The 14,989-nt window shown below is 54.8% G+C and carries 11 protein-coding genes, 1 tRNA gene and 2 rRNA genes; 7 read left to right on the forward strand and 7 right to left on the reverse strand.

Annotated elements, in window-relative coordinates:
- Positions 1 to 91 precede the first annotated feature (91 nt).
- Positions 92 to 2,997: ribosomal RNA gene (locus tag F0320_RS01700) — 23S ribosomal RNA — on the forward strand.
- A 68-nt stretch (positions 2,998 to 3,065) separates the two neighbouring features.
- Positions 3,066 to 3,181 (forward strand): 5S ribosomal RNA (gene rrf, locus F0320_RS01705).
- A gap of 226 nt (positions 3,182 to 3,407) precedes the next feature.
- Here the strand turns inward: rrf and F0320_RS01710 are convergent.
- Positions 3,408 to 3,483, reverse strand: a tRNA-Phe gene (locus F0320_RS01710).
- Between the two features lie 169 nt (positions 3,484 to 3,652).
- Here F0320_RS01710 and F0320_RS01715 point away from each other — a divergent pair.
- Together F0320_RS01715 and F0320_RS01720 are read left to right on the forward strand one after the other, a co-directional pair.
- Positions 3,653 to 4,498, forward strand: a complete 846-nt coding sequence (locus F0320_RS01715) for an AraC family transcriptional regulator (protein ID WP_048975178.1) — start codon at positions 3,653 to 3,655, stop codon at positions 4,496 to 4,498.
- A 36-nt stretch (positions 4,499 to 4,534) separates the two neighbouring features.
- Positions 4,535 to 5,125, forward strand: a complete 591-nt coding sequence (locus tag F0320_RS01720) for a LysE family translocator (protein WP_126328991.1) — start codon at positions 4,535 to 4,537, stop codon at positions 5,123 to 5,125.
- Here the strand turns inward: F0320_RS01720 and F0320_RS01725 are convergent.
- From F0320_RS01725 to aspA, 5 genes are all read right to left on the reverse strand, one after another.
- Positions 5,122 to 5,697, reverse strand: coding sequence for a transcriptional regulator (locus tag F0320_RS01725; RefSeq protein ID WP_032643754.1), 576 nt, complete (start codon positions 5,695 to 5,697; stop codon positions 5,122 to 5,124). The two genes, F0320_RS01720 and F0320_RS01725, sit on opposite strands and share 4 nt — an antisense overlap.
- 49 nt (positions 5,698 to 5,746) lie before the next feature.
- Positions 5,747 to 7,438, reverse strand: coding sequence for a protein-disulfide reductase DsbD (locus tag F0320_RS01730; protein ID WP_126328990.1), 1,692 nt, complete (start codon positions 7,436 to 7,438; stop codon positions 5,747 to 5,749).
- Positions 7,414 to 7,737, reverse strand: a complete 324-nt coding sequence (gene cutA / locus F0320_RS01735; protein ID WP_014168278.1) for a divalent cation tolerance protein CutA — start codon at positions 7,735 to 7,737, stop codon at positions 7,414 to 7,416. Before cutA ends, F0320_RS01730 begins: the two co-directional genes overlap by 25 nt.
- Before the next feature lie 113 nt (positions 7,738 to 7,850).
- Positions 7,851 to 9,152: an anaerobic C4-dicarboxylate transporter gene (locus F0320_RS01740; RefSeq protein WP_126328989.1), complete on the reverse strand. Its 1,302-nt coding sequence runs from the start codon at positions 9,150 to 9,152 to the stop codon at positions 7,851 to 7,853.
- A gap of 115 nt (positions 9,153 to 9,267) precedes the next feature.
- Positions 9,268 to 10,704, reverse strand: a complete 1,437-nt coding sequence (aspA, locus tag F0320_RS01745) for an aspartate ammonia-lyase (RefSeq protein ID WP_003855923.1) — start codon at positions 10,702 to 10,704, stop codon at positions 9,268 to 9,270.
- A gap of 335 nt (positions 10,705 to 11,039) precedes the next feature.
- Between aspA and F0320_RS01750 the strand changes: the two genes are divergently transcribed.
- Positions 11,040 to 11,504, forward strand: coding sequence for an FxsA family protein (locus F0320_RS01750; protein ID WP_023616652.1), 465 nt, complete (start codon positions 11,040 to 11,042; stop codon positions 11,502 to 11,504).
- A gap of 24 nt (positions 11,505 to 11,528) precedes the next feature.
- Here the strand turns inward: F0320_RS01750 and yjeH are convergent, their stop codons facing one another.
- A complete protein-coding gene (gene yjeH / locus F0320_RS01755; protein ID WP_126328988.1) occupies positions 11,529 to 12,779 on the reverse strand; it encodes an L-methionine/branched-chain amino acid transporter in 1,251 nt (416 codons plus the stop codon).
- A 179-nt stretch (positions 12,780 to 12,958) separates the two neighbouring features.
- Here yjeH and F0320_RS01760 point away from each other — a divergent pair, with 179 nt between their 5' ends.
- Together F0320_RS01760 and groL are read left to right on the forward strand one after the other, a co-directional pair.
- Complete coding sequence (locus F0320_RS01760; RefSeq protein ID WP_003855929.1) at positions 12,959 to 13,252, forward strand: co-chaperone GroES; 294 nt, start codon at positions 12,959 to 12,961, stop codon at positions 13,250 to 13,252.
- Positions 13,253 to 13,283: 31 nt separating this feature from the next.
- Entirely contained in the window at positions 13,284 to 14,927 is a 1,644-nt protein-coding gene (groL, locus tag F0320_RS01765; protein ID WP_014882201.1) for a chaperonin GroEL, read from the forward strand.
- Positions 14,928 to 14,989 lie beyond the last annotated feature (62 nt).

Genomic DNA, 14,989 nt, shown 5'->3' on the forward strand with positions numbered 1-14,989 from the left:
TCAAGCTGAAAATTGAAACGACACATCTTTAATGGTGTGTTCGAGTCTCTCAAATTTTCGCAATCAGAAGTGAAACATCTTCGGGTTGTGAGGTTAAGCGACTAAGCGTACACGGTGGATGCCCTGGCAGTCAGAGGCGATGAAGGACGTGCTAATCTGCGAAAAGCGCCGGCGAGGTGATATGAACCTTTGACCCGGCGATGTCCGAATGGGGAAACCCAGTGCAATTCGTTGCACTATCGTTAACTGAATACATAGGTTAACGAGGCGAACCGGGGGAACTGAAACATCTAAGTACCCCGAGGAAAAGAAATCAACCGAGATTCCCCCAGTAGCGGCGAGCGAACGGGGAGCAGCCCAGAGTCTGAATCAGCTTGTGTGTTAGTGGAAGCGTCTGGAAAGTCGCACGGTACAGGGTGACAGTCCCGTACACGAAAGCACACAGGCTGTGAACTCGAAGAGTAGGGCGGGACACGTGGTATCCTGTCTGAATATGGGGGGACCATCCTCCAAGGCTAAATACTCCTGACTGACCGATAGTGAACCAGTACCGTGAGGGAAAGGCGAAAAGAACCCCGGCGAGGGGAGTGAAAAAGAACCTGAAACCGTGTACGTACAAGCAGTGGGAGCACCTTCGTGGTGTGACTGCGTACCTTTTGTATAATGGGTCAGCGACTTATATTCTGTAGCAAGGTTAACCGTATAGGGGAGCCGAAGGGAAACCGAGTCTTAACTGGGCGTTAAGTTGCAGGGTATAGACCCGAAACCCGGTGATCTAGCCATGGGCAGGTTGAAGGTTGGGTAACACTAACTGGAGGACCGAACCGACTAATGTTGAAAAATTAGCGGATGACTTGTGGCTGGGGGTGAAAGGCCAATCAAACCGGGAGATAGCTGGTTCTCCCCGAAAGCTATTTAGGTAGCGCCTCGTGAACTCATCTTCGGGGGTAGAGCACTGTTTCGGCTAGGGGGCCATCCCGGCTTACCAACCCGATGCAAACTACGAATACCGAAGAATGTTATCACGGGAGACACACGGCGGGTGCTAACGTCCGTCGTGAAGAGGGAAACAACCCAGACCGCCAGCTAAGGTCCCAAAGTCATGGTTAAGTGGGAAACGATGTGGGAAGGCACAGACAGCCAGGATGTTGGCTTAGAAGCAGCCATCATTTAAAGAAAGCGTAATAGCTCACTGGTCGAGTCGGCCTGCGCGGAAGATGTAACGGGGCTAAACCATGCACCGAAGCTGCGGCAGCGACGCTTATGCGTTGTTGGGTAGGGGAGCGTTCTGTAAGCCGTTGAAGGTGGCCTGTGAGGGTTGCTGGAGGTATCAGAAGTGCGAATGCTGACATAAGTAACGATAAAGCGGGTGAAAAGCCCGCTCGCCGGAAGACCAAGGGTTCCTGTCCAACGTTAATCGGGGCAGGGTGAGTCGACCCCTAAGGCGAGGCCGAAAGGCGTAGTCGATGGGAAACAGGTTAATATTCCTGTACTTGGTGTTACTGCGAAGGGGGGACGGAGAAGGCTATGTTAGCCGGGCGACGGTTGTCCCGGTTTAAGCATGTAGGCGGAGGTTCCAGGTAAATCCGGTACCTTTTTAACGCTGAGGTGTGATGACGAGGCACTACGGTGCTGAAGTAACAAATGCCCTGCTTCCAGGAAAAGCCTCTAAGCATCAGGTAACACGAAATCGTACCCCAAACCGACACAGGTGGTCAGGTAGAGAATACCAAGGCGCTTGAGAGAACTCGGGTGAAGGAACTAGGCAAAATGGTGCCGTAACTTCGGGAGAAGGCACGCTGATATGTAGGTGAAGCCCCTGCGGGTGGAGCTGAAATCAGTCGAAGATACCAGCTGGCTGCAACTGTTTATTAAAAACACAGCACTGTGCAAACACGAAAGTGGACGTATACGGTGTGACGCCTGCCCGGTGCCGGAAGGTTAATTGATGGGGTTAGCGGTAACGCGAAGCTCTTGATCGAAGCCCCGGTAAACGGCGGCCGTAACTATAACGGTCCTAAGGTAGCGAAATTCCTTGTCGGGTAAGTTCCGACCTGCACGAATGGCGTAATGATGGCCAGGCTGTCTCCACCCGAGACTCAGTGAAATTGAACTCGCTGTGAAGATGCAGTGTACCCGCGGCAAGACGGAAAGACCCCGTGAACCTTTACTATAGCTTGACACTGAACACTGGTCCTTGATGTGTAGGATAGGTGGGAGGCTTTGAAGCGTGGACGCCAGTCTGCGTGGAGCCGCCCTTGAAATACCACCCTTTAATGGCTGGTGTTCTAACGTAGACCCGTAATCCGGGTTGCGGACAGTGTCTGGTGGGTAGTTTGACTGGGGCGGTCTCCTCCCAAAGAGTAACGGAGGAGCACGAAGGTTAGCTAATCCTGGTCGGACATCAGGAGGTTAGTGCAATGGCATAAGCTAGCTTGACTGCGAGAGTGACGGCTCGAGCAGGTGCGAAAGCAGGTCATAGTGATCCGGTGGTTCTGAATGGAAGGGCCATCGCTCAACGGATAAAAGGTACTCCGGGGATAACAGGCTGATACCGCCCAAGAGTTCATATCGACGGCGGTGTTTGGCACCTCGATGTCGGCTCATCACATCCTGGGGCTGAAGTAGGTCCCAAGGGTATGGCTGTTCGCCATTTAAAGTGGTACGCGAGCTGGGTTTAGAACGTCGTGAGACAGTTCGGTCCCTATCTGCCGTGGGCGCTGGAGAATTGAGGGGGGCTGCTCCTAGTACGAGAGGACCGGAGTGGACGCATCACTGGTGTTCGGGTTGTCATGCCAATGGCACTGCCCGGTAGCTAAATGCGGAAAAGATAAGTGCTGAAAGCATCTAAGCACGAAACTTGCCCCGAGATGAGTTCTCCCTGACTCCTTGAGAGTCCTGAAGGAACGTTAAAGACTATGACGTTGATAGGTCGGGTGTGTAAGCGCAGCGATACGTTGAGCTAACCGATACTAATGAACCGTGAGGCTTAACCTTACAACGCCGAAGATGTTTTGGCGAAGAGAGACACGATTTTCAGCCTGATACAGATTTAACAGAATTTGCCTGGCGGCTTTAGCGCGGTGGTCCCACCTGACCCCATGCCGAACTCAGAAGTGAAACGCCGTAGCGCCGATGGTAGTGTGGGGTCTCCCCATGTGAGAGTAGGGAACTGCCAGGCATCAATTAGAAGAACCCCGTACCGTAAGGTGCGGGGTTTTTTGCTTTGTGCGCGCAGAAAAGCCCGATGGCGCTGCGCTTGCGTTTTAGTAGGCCGGATAAGGCAAAGCCGCCATCCGGCAACGCAGACCGCACGATCCCACGACAAAGAGAAACAAGAATACAAAGAAGGGATTTATAAACGCAGAAAAGCAAAAACCCAGCCATAGGCTGGGTTCTTTGAATAGTGGTGCCCGGACTCGGAATCGAACCAAGGACACGGGGATTTTCAATCCCCTGCTCTACCGACTGAGCTATCCGGGCAACGGAGCGCATTAAACCGCAATCACGCCCGATCGTCAACATTATTTCGGGAAAAGCTGTTCAACTGCTTAAGTTTGCGGCAATCTGTCCGCTTTCGCCGTGAAAATGCACAAATCTTCCAGACAGAACCAGTGTCATACGGCAATGCTGATAGCAAGAGGAGGGCAGTATGGCAAATGACTGGCTTGAACTGCGTCAGCATGCAGATACGGGTATTGAGACGATTAAAGCGCATTTCGAAGGGCATGCCTTTGATCCGCACTGGCACGATAGCTATCTGGTAGGGATAACCCTCTCCGGCACGCAGCAGTTTCACTGCCGCCGTGAGCGTCATCGTAGCCAACCGGGCGACGCATTTCTCCTCGAGCCTGGTGAGATCCACGACGGTGATGCGCCTGTAGAGGGCGGCTTTACCTATTTGACCTTCTATCTTGATGAGCGCTGGCTTACCCGTGCGCTACAAGGACTTTACGAATCTACTCCTGGGAGTTATTCACTCCACTTTGCCCAAACGCTGACGCGGGAGCCGCAGCTGGTGCGCGCTATCGGTGAGACATTCTCCACCCTGCATAATGACGAGATGAAAATCGTTCAGCAGAGCACAATGGATAATCTGCTCTCCCGGATCACCGCCCACTGCCACTGGCGTAAGAAACTGCCGTCGCAGTTACAAAGCGCTGCCGTGGCGCACCGTGCGCGCGACTATCTCTTTGCTCATATCGGCGAGAACGTGGGGCTGTCAGATCTTGCGCGCGAGACGGGCACGGATCGCTTTACCCTGACGCGCTGTTTTAAGCGCGAGTTCAACCTGGCGCCACACGCATGGCTTATTCAGCTGCGTCTGGCAAAGGCCCGACAGCTGCTGGCGCGCGGTGACCAGCCCGTTGATGTGGCTGCCGCAGTGGGATTTGCCGATCAAAGCCATCTGGGACGTTGGTTTCAGCGTGCTTACCGTATCTCTCCCGCACACTACCGCCGGTTGTGCACAAACCTTCCAGACGTTTCCAAAAAATAACGGCACATTCATGGCTCTAATAAAAAGGAGCCACCCGTGAGTTTGATACCCTTTCTGTTGTTCGCATTTGTCGCCTCCATTACGCCGGGGCCGACCAATATTCTCGTGCTGACGAACAGCCAGCACTTTGGCGTAAAAAATACCGTACCTGCTATTCTGGGCGGGTGTATCGCAGCCAGTGCAATTGTGCTGGTATCAGGCGCGGGCGCGGGGGAAGTGCTGCGTCAGTACCCTCTGATACGTCAGATAATGAGCTGGACAGGCGTGCTGTGGCTAAGCTGGATGAGCTGGCAGCTGTTTCGCGCCCCGGCTGTCCGTCTCGCCGCTGAGAACCGTATCCGATTCACCGCTCGGGCGGCGGCGCTGCTGCAGATCGTGAACCCCAAAACCTGGATGATGGCGCTGGCCGTCGTCAGCCTGTTTGCCCCAACTGGCAACCATACATTGCGGGATATTGCGCTAATGTCGCTATGGTTTCTGCTGATCTCGATAGCCTGTTTGATGTGCTGGGCGTGGTTGGGTAAAGCGGTGAACCGAATATTTCGCACCACCGTGGCGATGGTGCGGTTTCAGCGCCTGATGGCGCTGTGTCTTCTCGTCTCTTCCTGGGCGGGCATTCTGGCTTAGGTCAGTGCTCCACCCATTCTGCATTGGGCAAAGCGTAGAATATCTTCCGCCAGGCGGTGCGCCGTATCCACATCGGCCTGGCTACGGTTCACCAGCATGCGGCTGAGGCAACCTTCCAGCACCAGTTCCATCTGCTTCGCCACCATCGCCGGGTCATCGACTTCCAGCGTGGTCAGCAATTCGTGGGTGAAGTCATGCGCCGCCCGTTTTTGCTGATCCGCCAGTTGATGGATAGGATGGCCTGGGTCGGGAAAATAAGTGCAGGCGGCAATGAACAGACAACCCGGATAGCGGTTGTTGCTGACGCATTCCGTCAGGGCGGTATAGCGCGCCAGCAGCTTTTGCTCCGCGGTCAGTTCTTCATTCAGCATCAGCTGTCTGCGCCAGATATCAACCTGCTGGCTGAGATAGCGCAGGGCATCATAGAGTAGCGCCTCTTTATCCGGCCAGAAGCGCTTAAGTTCATCCAGAGGATAATCGATACGGTCGGCTACCATCTCAAGCGTGGTGCTGGCGATCCCTTGAATCTCAAGTAATTGCAGGGCTTGTCCCAGTACGTCTTCACGTTGCACGGTTATCTCCTCCGCTATTCCCAACGGTTTGTCCCGTTTAAAGTGTTGTTTACGGTTGGCGATTGCGCAAATGCGCGCTAAATGCCGCTGCATCCATAAACCCAGTTACACGCTGCTCAGGCTGCTCATGGCCCTGTTGATTGAAGAACAGAATGGTTGGCAGCCCGAGCACGTTAAGTTGCTTCAGCAGAGCCTTATCCTGCGCATTATTGGCGGTCACGTTCGCCTGGAGCAAAACGGTCTCTTTCAGGGCGCTTTGCACCTGTGGATCGCTAAAAGTATATTTTTCAAACTCTTTGCAGGCGACACACCAGTCGGCATAGAGATCGAGCATCACCGGTTTGCCTTTCGCCTCAGCCAGGGCGCTGTTAAGTTCATCCACGTTTTTAATCTGGGTGAAGTTCAGATGCGCCTGGGTCTGACTCACCGGTGTGCCGAACGCCCAGTCCTGCAGAGGGCGTACGCTCACCAGCGCGGCAGCCAGCAGCAGGATTTGCACCAGGCGCATCCATGGCTTCTTCGCCCCCAGGCTGACGATAAACGCCCAGGCAAAGAACGCTACGCCGAGCATCGCCCACAGGCGCAGACCCCAGGCGCCGCCGATGATACGCTCAAGGAGGAACACCGGCAGCGCGAGGATGACAAAGCCAAATGCGGTTTTCACCGTCTCCATCCATGGGCCGCTCTTCGGCAGCAGTCGATTGCCGAAAACCGTGACCAGAATCAGCGGCAGGCCCATGCCCAGCGCGTAGAGGTACAGCGTACCCCCGCCGAGCCACATGTTTCCGCTCTGGGCGATATAGAGCAGGATGGCGCTCAGCGGCGCGGTGGTGCAGGGAGAGCATATAAGCCCGGTAATGGCACCCATCGCGAACACGCCGCCTGCGGAGCCGCCCTGCTGACGGTTGCTCATCATCGTTAAGCGCGTTTGCAGCGAGGAGGGCAGCTGTAGCGTGAACAGGCCAAACATTGACAGCGCCAACAGGATAAACACCGCTGACAGGCCAATGAGAACATAAGGGTGCTGGAGTGCTGCCTGGAACTGTAACCCGGCAGCGGCAACCACGAGGCCGAGCGCCGTGTAGGTTAGCGCCATTCCCTGCACGTATATAAAGGCCAGCAGCAGCGCGCGGGCGGTAGATAGACGCTGTTTGCCGCCCAGCACAATCCCGGAGATAAGCGGGTACATTGGCAACACGCACGGCGTAAAGGCAATGCCTATACCAATCAGTAACGCCCACAGCGCTGAGAACGGAAGGTCAGCGCTATCGTTGGTTTTCTCAACCGCAGGGACCGGCGTTACAGCAGCAGTCGCTTTCACTTCGCTAAGCGGCACGACTTTCGTTTCCGGCGGATAGCAGAAACCTGCATCCGCACATCCCTGATACGTCACCGTCAGCGTCGCGCCTTTATCGGCCTGATTCACCGTCACAGGCACGTTTAAGCGCTGGCGGTAGATTTCACTCTTGCCGTAGAACTCGTCCTCGTGCCACTCGCCAGCGGGCAACCGTAATGCGTCCACTTTTGCCTGGGCAGGAGTAATGCTCACCTGCTTGCGATAGAGGTAATAGCCCTCTTTCACCTGCCAGGTGAGCGTCAGATCGTGCTGGTTCTGCTGAAAATCGAAAACAAACGCCTGGTCGGCAGGAATAAAGTTCGAACGGCCGGGCGCGTCAAACAACCCGGCAAAAGCTGACGTGCTGCACAGCAGCAGGATCAGCGTAAGGAAGCGTTGAGCCATGAGAGATAGTCGTTATCGCCGTGGACCACTGGCAGCACCAGCAGTTCCGGAGTTTGGTAAGGATGATGAGATTTGAGGCAGTCCAGGAGAGCCTGCTGATTCGCCAGATTGGTTTTAAGCAACATCTGGACTTCGTACTCTTGCTCCAGCTTGCCTTCCCAGTAATACAGGGAAGTGGCACCGGGGAGGAGCGTCACGCAGGCAGCCAGTTTTTCGGCCAGCACTTTAGCGGCGAGATCCTGGGCAGAGGCTTCATCAGGGGCGGTACACAGTACGACAACAGCATCAGGCGTGTTCACAAGTCGACCTCCTCATCACGAAAGGCTTCACTATATCATGCAAGGCGGTTGGTCATTAATGAAACGGGCCGCAGAGCGGCCCGATTTTAACTATTTTTACAACCACTCACCGTTTACAGCACCACGCCGCCAATGATAAAGCCGAGGATCACGCAAAGTGAAATGGCGACCACGCCCGGGATCAGGAACGCGTGGTTAAACACATACTTACCGATACGGGTTGAGCCGGTGTCGTCCATCTCCACCGCCGCCAGCAGGGTTGGGTAGGTTGGCAGAACGAACAGGGCAGAAACCGCTGCGAAAGAGGCAATCGCCGTCAGTGGCGTCACGCCCAGCATCAGTGCCGCAGGCATCAGCGCTTTGGTGGTCGCCGCCTGGGAGTAAAGCAGGGTAGCGGCAAAAAACAGCACCACCGCCAGCAGCCACGGGTAGTTGTGGAGCAGATCGCCAGCGACGGTCTGAATGTCGCTGATGTGCGCTTTCACGAAGGTATCACCAAGCCAGGCTACCCCGAGGACGCACACGCAGGCGCTCATACCGGATTTAAAGGTGCTGGCGTTCAGCACTTCGCTGGTGTCAATTTTACAGGTGATGCTAATCAGCGTCGCGATAGTCAGCATAAACACCACAATCGCTTCGTTACGCGGCAGGACCGGGTTCTGGATCAGGCCCACGGTGTCGCTGATGGCGGTCGCGTAGAACATCACCGCGACAATACCGATCAGGAATAGCAGCACGGAACGTTTTGCGTGCGGCTTAAGTTCGAAGACCTGGCTGCCGCGCAGGCTCACTTCACCTTTGGCCAGACGCTCCTGATAAACCGGATCGTCTTTCAGTTCAGCGCCGAGGAAGTTGCACAGCACGGCGGTGATCATCACCGCGATCAGCGTCACCGGGATACAGATCGCCAGCAGCGTCAGGTAGCTCACGCCCATCGGCTCAAGAATACCGGCGAAGAAGACCACCGCAGCGGAAATCGGCGAGGCGGTAATCGCAATCTGGGACGCGACGACGGCAATAGAGAGCGGGCGAGACGGACGGATACCCTGCTCTTTCGCCACTTCGGTAATCACCGGCAGCGTAGAGAAGGCGGTGTGGCCCGTACCGGCGAGAATGGTCATAAACCAGGTCACCAGCGGGGCAAGGAAGGTAATGTACTTTGGATGGCGGCGCAGCATACGCTCCGCCAGGCTTACCAGGTAGTCCATACCGCCTGCCACCTGCATGGCGGCGATAGCGGCAATAACTGCCATGATGATTTCGATAACGTCAAACGGGATTGCGCCGGGTTTAATCTGAAAGATAAGGGTAAGAACGAGCACCCCGAAACCGCCGGCAAAACCGATGCCGATACCCCCGAGTCTTGCTCCCAAATAAATCGCCAACAAGACGATGACGAGTTCTGCTCCAAACATAAGGACCTGCCTTGCTTATTAACAAGTTGATATTGAATTGTTGTATTTAGGTAACGCCTAAAAAGAAAAAAGGCACGTCACAAGTGACGTGCCTTAAGAAGCCTAGCCAGAACGGTTACTGTTCGCTTTCATCGGTATATCGTTTCGCTTTATATGCCGGGTGCATCAGGTTCTGGGCCGAGAAGATATCGTCCAGCTCGGCTTCGGTCAACAGCCCGCGCTCCAGCACCACTTCACGTACGCTCTTACCGGTTTCGGCGCAAATCTTACCGACGATATCACCGTTGTGGTGACCGATGAACGGGTTGAGGTAGGTGACGATCCCGATGGAGTTGTAGACATAACCCTCACAGACTTCTTTATTCGCCGTGATGCCGTTAATGCATTTTTCCAGCAGGTTGTAGCAGGCGTTGGTCAGAATGTGGATAGATTCAAACATCGCCTGGCCAATCACCGGCTCCATCACGTTCAGCTGCAGCTGACCTGCTTCAGAGGCCATGGTCACGGTCGTATCGTTACCGATGACTTTGAAGCAAACCTGGTTCACCACTTCTGGCACCACCGGGTTCACCTTGGCTGGCATGATGGATGAACCGGCCTGCAGTTCTGGCAGGTTGATTTCATTCAGGCCAGCGCGCGGACCGGAAGAGAGCAGGCGCAGGTCGTTACAGATTTTGGACAGTTTCACCGCCAGACGTTTCAGGGCGCTGTGTACCATGACGTAGGCGCCGCAGTCGGAGGTGGCTTCAATCAGGTCTTCTGCAGGCACAACCGGCAGGTTAGAGACTTCAGCCAGCTTCTGTACCGCCAGCTGCTGATAGCCATCCGGGGTGTTCAAACGGGTACCGATGGCGGTGGCGCCCAGGTTCACTTCCAGCAGCAGCTCGGAGGTGCGCAGCAGGTTTTTGGTCTCTTCGTTCAGCAGTACGTTAAACGCGTGGAATTCCTGGCCGAGCGTCATCGGCACCGCGTCCTGCAGCTGGGTACGACCCATTTTCAGGATGTCCTGGAACTCAACCGCTTTACGCTGGAAGCCATCACCCAGCTGGTTGATCGCATCCACCAGTTTCACCACAGAGGCATACACCGCGATACGGAAGCCGGTAGGGTAGGCGTCGTTGGTAGACTGGCATTTGTTTACGTGGTCGTTCGGGTTCAGGTACTGGTATTCACCTTTCTGGTGACCCATCAGCTCCAGGCCAATGTTTGCCAGTACTTCGTTAGTATTCATATTGACGGAGGTGCCCGCGCCGCCCTGATAGACGTCAACCGGGAACTGGTCCATGCATTTGCCGTTGTTCAGCACTTCATCGCAGGCTGCGATAATCGCATTTGCCGCGCTTTTAGGAATGGTTTGCAGCTCTTTGTTAGCCAGTGCTGCGGCTTTCTTCACCATCACCATGCCACGGACAAACTCAGGGATGTCGCTGATTTTGCTGTTGCTGATGTAGAAGTTTTCAATCGCTCTCAGAGTGTGGACACCGTAGTAGGCATCCGCTGGAACTTCCCTGGTACCCAACAAGTCTTCTTCGATACGAATGTTGTTTAACATGTGAACCTTCTTTTCAAGCTGCCGATGGATTGTACTAAACACACAGTATTTATGTGGTTTTGAATATTTTCTGGCCGACGATTATTCCCTCAATCAGCCAGATGCTCGAGATCATATGCTGATGATAGCGAATTGCCGTAAGCTGGATCACTTATTATCGAGCCGATTCCATGATAATTATTAATCTGTGAAATGGGTCACCGCTTTATAATTTCCAAAAAAAATATCCGTGCAAACTGATTGAATTTTCGCTAACCGTCACCATCTCATATAAACGCGCGTCGCGAACACATTCAGACAGGGGCCCGATGGCCTCTGCCACACAGGAGATGCCAGTGCGCTGGATACCGTTTATTGCTTTCTTTCTCTATGTTTACATTGAGATTTCCATTTTCATCCAGGTTGCCCATGTGCTGGGCGTCCTGCTGACGCTGATTCTGGTGATTTTCACCTCCGTCATCGGCATGTCGCTGGTGCGTAATCAGGGTTTCAAAAATTTCCTGATAATGCAGCAGAAGATGGCCGCAGGGGAAAGCCCGGCGGAAGAGATGATCAAAAGCGTGTCGTTGATTATTGCGGGGCTGCTGCTGATCCTGCCGGGGTTCTTCACCGACTTCCTTGGCCTGCTGCTGCTTCTGCCGCCGGTGCAAAAACACCTGACCATGAAGCTGCTGCCGCATCTGCGCTTTAGCCGTATGCCGGGCGGCGGGTTCAGCACCGGGCCGGGCGATACCTTTGAAGGGGAGTATCAGCGTAAGGATGAACAGCACGATCGTTTAGACCATAAAGACGATCGGTGATTTTATTGCCCGGTGGCGCTTCGCTTACCGGGCTTCCGGTACCGCACTGCGCTTCGGCAAAAACACCCACAGCCCTGCCAGCATGACAATCGCGTACACACTTCTCCATCCCACCATCGCCAGCAGCAGCAGGCAAAGCACGCCCCCGACGACCGCCAGAGCTTTATAGCGACCTTTCAGCAAACGACATCCCGCCAGCATGCACAGCAGGTAGATCATGATGAAAATGCCGTTGGCGTAGACGATGAGCGCGTCCAGATTAATCTTCAGTGCGTAAATACACAGCGTGCTCACCACGCAGCAGCCCAGTACGGCATTCAGGGCATTCAACGGAAGCTGGCGTTTAGACAGGCGCGCGAGGCGATTCTCAGGTTTGTCGAGCGCCTGCGACCACACCAGCCGGGCAAAGCTCTGGATATAAATATTGAGGCTGGCAAAACAGGCCAGATAGCCGATGACGCAGGCGATCCATAGCGCCTTCACGCCGAACAGTTCCACCACGATACCCGGCAGCGATGCCGCGGCGGCGAGATCCGCTGCGAACGCGTGGAAGTGTAAGACCAGCACGGTACATGCCCAATAGACCGTACCTGCCAGCAGCAGGCCTATCATCAGCGCGCGGGGAAAATCGCGTTCAGGCTGCTTAAATTCAGAGGCCAGATGGGCAAAGGCTTCCAGACCCACAAAACACCAGAACATGACGGAGAGCGCGGCGAAAAGCTGGGAATGGTCGACGTCGGTCAGCGCCGGGAAGGGAATTTCCTTTATTGTGATATCGCCCGCCCACCAGATAGCGGCAACGAGCGCGACAATCAGCACCGCAACCAGCGTCTGCAGGTTGGCGCTGGAGCTGGCGCCGCGAGAGCCTACCCACCAGACGATCGCCAGCGTACCCAGTTCGGCCAGCAATAACTGCTCGTTGTGCCAGCCAAACAGCGCCTGACCAAAGCCGGTCGCAATATGCAACGCCGCAGGAAGGCCAACCGGAATGACGGAGAGAAACAGCCAGCCGGTAACACGCTGCAGCCGCGGGCCAAAGGCCAGTCCGACAAAGTGCGCCACGCCGCCCGCGCTGGGGAAATGCCGCCCCAGGATGGCAAATACAATGGCTATCGGGAAAACCAATACAATCAGCGCTGGCCACGCCCACAGGCTGTTATTTCCAGCCACCAGCGCCGCCAGTGCGGGTACGGCAAACACGCCCGTACCTAACAAGGAGGTTGAGAGCAGTCCGACGCCCTGCGCCAGCCCCAGCTCCTGCTTGAGTCCACTCATTCACATCGCCCTGCCAGTACCAAAAGAGAGGCGATGGTAACACTTTCGCAAATTTTTTTTTCGACTCCCCCTTGAAGGGGGAAAAAGCTATCCCCATCTCTCAGGGCACTAGTCGGAAAACCGCATGCGGGCCGGCGTCATCCATAACTGATAATGACTTTCTCAAAGGAGAGCTATCAATGAGTATTCGTCCGTTACATGATCGTGTGATCGTCAAACGTAAAGAAGTTGAAACCAAGTCTGCTGGCGGCATCGTTCTGACCGGTTCTGCAGCAGCCAAATCAACGCGTGGCGAAATCATCGCTGTCGGTAAGGGCCGCATCCTGGAAAACGGAACTGTGCAGCCACTGGACGTTAAAGTTGGTGACATCGTAATTTTCAACGATGGCTACGGCGTGAAATCCGAGAAGATCGACAATGAAGAAGTGTTGATCATGTCCGAGAGCGACATTCTGGCAATTGTTGAAGCGTAATTTACGCACGAGAATTTGAGGAAATAAGAACATGGCAGCTAAAGACGTAAAATTCGGTAACGACGCTCGTGTAAAAATGCTCCGCGGCGTAAACGTACTGGCAGATGCAGTTAAAGTGACTCTGGGCCCGAAAGGCCGCAACGTAGTGCTGGATAAATCCTTCGGCGCGCCAACCATCACCAAAGATGGTGTTTCTGTAGCACGTGAAATCGAGCTGGAAGACAAGTTCGAAAACATGGGCGCGCAGATGGTGAAAGAAGTTGCCTCTAAAGCGAATGACGCCGCAGGTGACGGTACCACCACCGCGACCGTACTGGCGCAGGCAATCATCACCGAAGGTCTGAAAGCCGTTGCTGCGGGCATGAACCCAATGGATCTGAAACGTGGTATCGACAAAGCTGTCGCCTCCGCTGTTGAAGAGCTGAAAGCGCTGTCCGTACCGTGCTCTGACTCTAAAGCCATTGCTCAGGTTGGTACTATCTCCGCTAACTCCGACGAAACCGTAGGTAAACTGATCGCTGAAGCGATGGACAAAGTCGGTAAAGAAGGCGTGATCACCGTTGAAGACGGTACCGGTCTGGAAGACGAACTGGACGTGGTTGAAGGGATGCAGTTCGACCGCGGTTACCTGTCCCCATACTTCATCAACAAGCCAGAGACTGGCGCTGTTGAGCTGGAAAGCCCGTTCATCCTGCTGGCTGACAAGAAAATCTCCAACATCCGCGAAATGCTGCCAGTACTGGAAGCCGTTGCGAAAGCAGGCAAGCCTCTGGTTATCATCGCTGAAGACGTTGAAGGCGAAGCGCTGGCGACCCTGGTGGTTAACACCATGCGCGGTATTGTGAAAGTGGCTGCGGTTAAAGCACCTGGCTTCGGCGATCGCCGTAAAGCGATGCTGCAGGATATCGCTACCCTGACCGGCGGTACCGTGATCTCTGAAGAGATCGGTATGGAGCTGGAAAAAGCGACCCTGGAAGACCTGGGCCAGGCGAAACGCGTTGTGATCAACAAAGACACCACCACCATCATCGACGGTGTGGGTGAAGAAGCTGCTATTCAGGGCCGCGTTGGTCAGATCCGTAAGCAGATCGAAGAAGCGACCTCCGATTACGACCGTGAAAAACTGCAGGAGCGCGTAGCGAAACTGGCTGGCGGCGTTGCGGTAATCAAAGTCGGTGCAGCGACTGAAGTTGAAATGAAAGAGAAAAAAGCACGCGTTGACGATGCCCTGCACGCGACCCGTGCTGCGGTAGAAGAAGGCGTGGTTGCTGGTGGTGGTGTTGCGCTGGTGCGTGTTGCCGCTAAACTGGCAGGCCTGACCGCACAGAACGAAGATCAGAACGTGGGTATCAAAGTTGCGCTGCGCGCAATGGAAGCCCCTCTGCGTCAGATCGTTTCTAACGCCGGTGAAGAGCCATCTGTGGTTGCGAACAACGTGAAAGCGGGCGAAGGTAACTACGGTTACAACGCGGCAACTGAAGAATACGGCAACATGATCGACTTCGGTATCCTGGATCCAACGAAAGTAACCCGTTCTGCTCTGCAGTACGCGGCATCTGTCGCTGGCCTGATGATCACCACCGAGTGCATGGTCACCGATATGCCTAAAGGCGATGCACCAGACTTAGGTGCTGCTGGCATGGGCGGAATGGGCGGTATGGGCGGCATGATGTAATCGTGCGCTCTACGTCGTAGAATGTGAAAAACCCCCGGGCAGAAATGCTCGGGGGTTTTTCT

It is taken from the genome of Enterobacter dykesii (assembly GCF_008364625.2).
GTDB classification, from domain to species: Bacteria; Pseudomonadota; Gammaproteobacteria; order Enterobacterales; family Enterobacteriaceae; genus Enterobacter; species Enterobacter dykesii.

Excerpts from the sequence above, each read along its gene's own strand:
- F0320_RS01715 (WP_048975178.1), top strand. The coding sequence starts at position 3,653 with ATGGCAAATGACTGGCTTGAACTGCGTCAGCATGCAGATACGGGTATT.
- F0320_RS01730 (WP_126328990.1), bottom strand. The coding sequence starts at position 7,438 with ATGGCTCAACGCTTCCTTACGCTGATCCTGCTGCTGTGCAGCACGTCA.
- F0320_RS01740 (WP_126328989.1), bottom strand. The coding sequence starts at position 9,152 with ATGTTTGGAGCAGAACTCGTCATCGTCTTGTTGGCGATTTATTTGGGA.
- aspA (WP_003855923.1), bottom strand. The coding sequence starts at position 10,704 with ATGTTAAACAACATTCGTATCGAAGAAGACTTGTTGGGTACCAGGGAA.
- yjeH (WP_126328988.1), bottom strand. The coding sequence starts at position 12,779 with ATGAGTGGACTCAAGCAGGAGCTGGGGCTGGCGCAGGGCGTCGGACTG.
- F0320_RS01760 (WP_003855929.1), top strand. The coding sequence starts at position 12,959 with ATGAGTATTCGTCCGTTACATGATCGTGTGATCGTCAAACGTAAAGAA.
- groL (WP_014882201.1), top strand. The coding sequence starts at position 13,284 with ATGGCAGCTAAAGACGTAAAATTCGGTAACGACGCTCGTGTAAAAATG.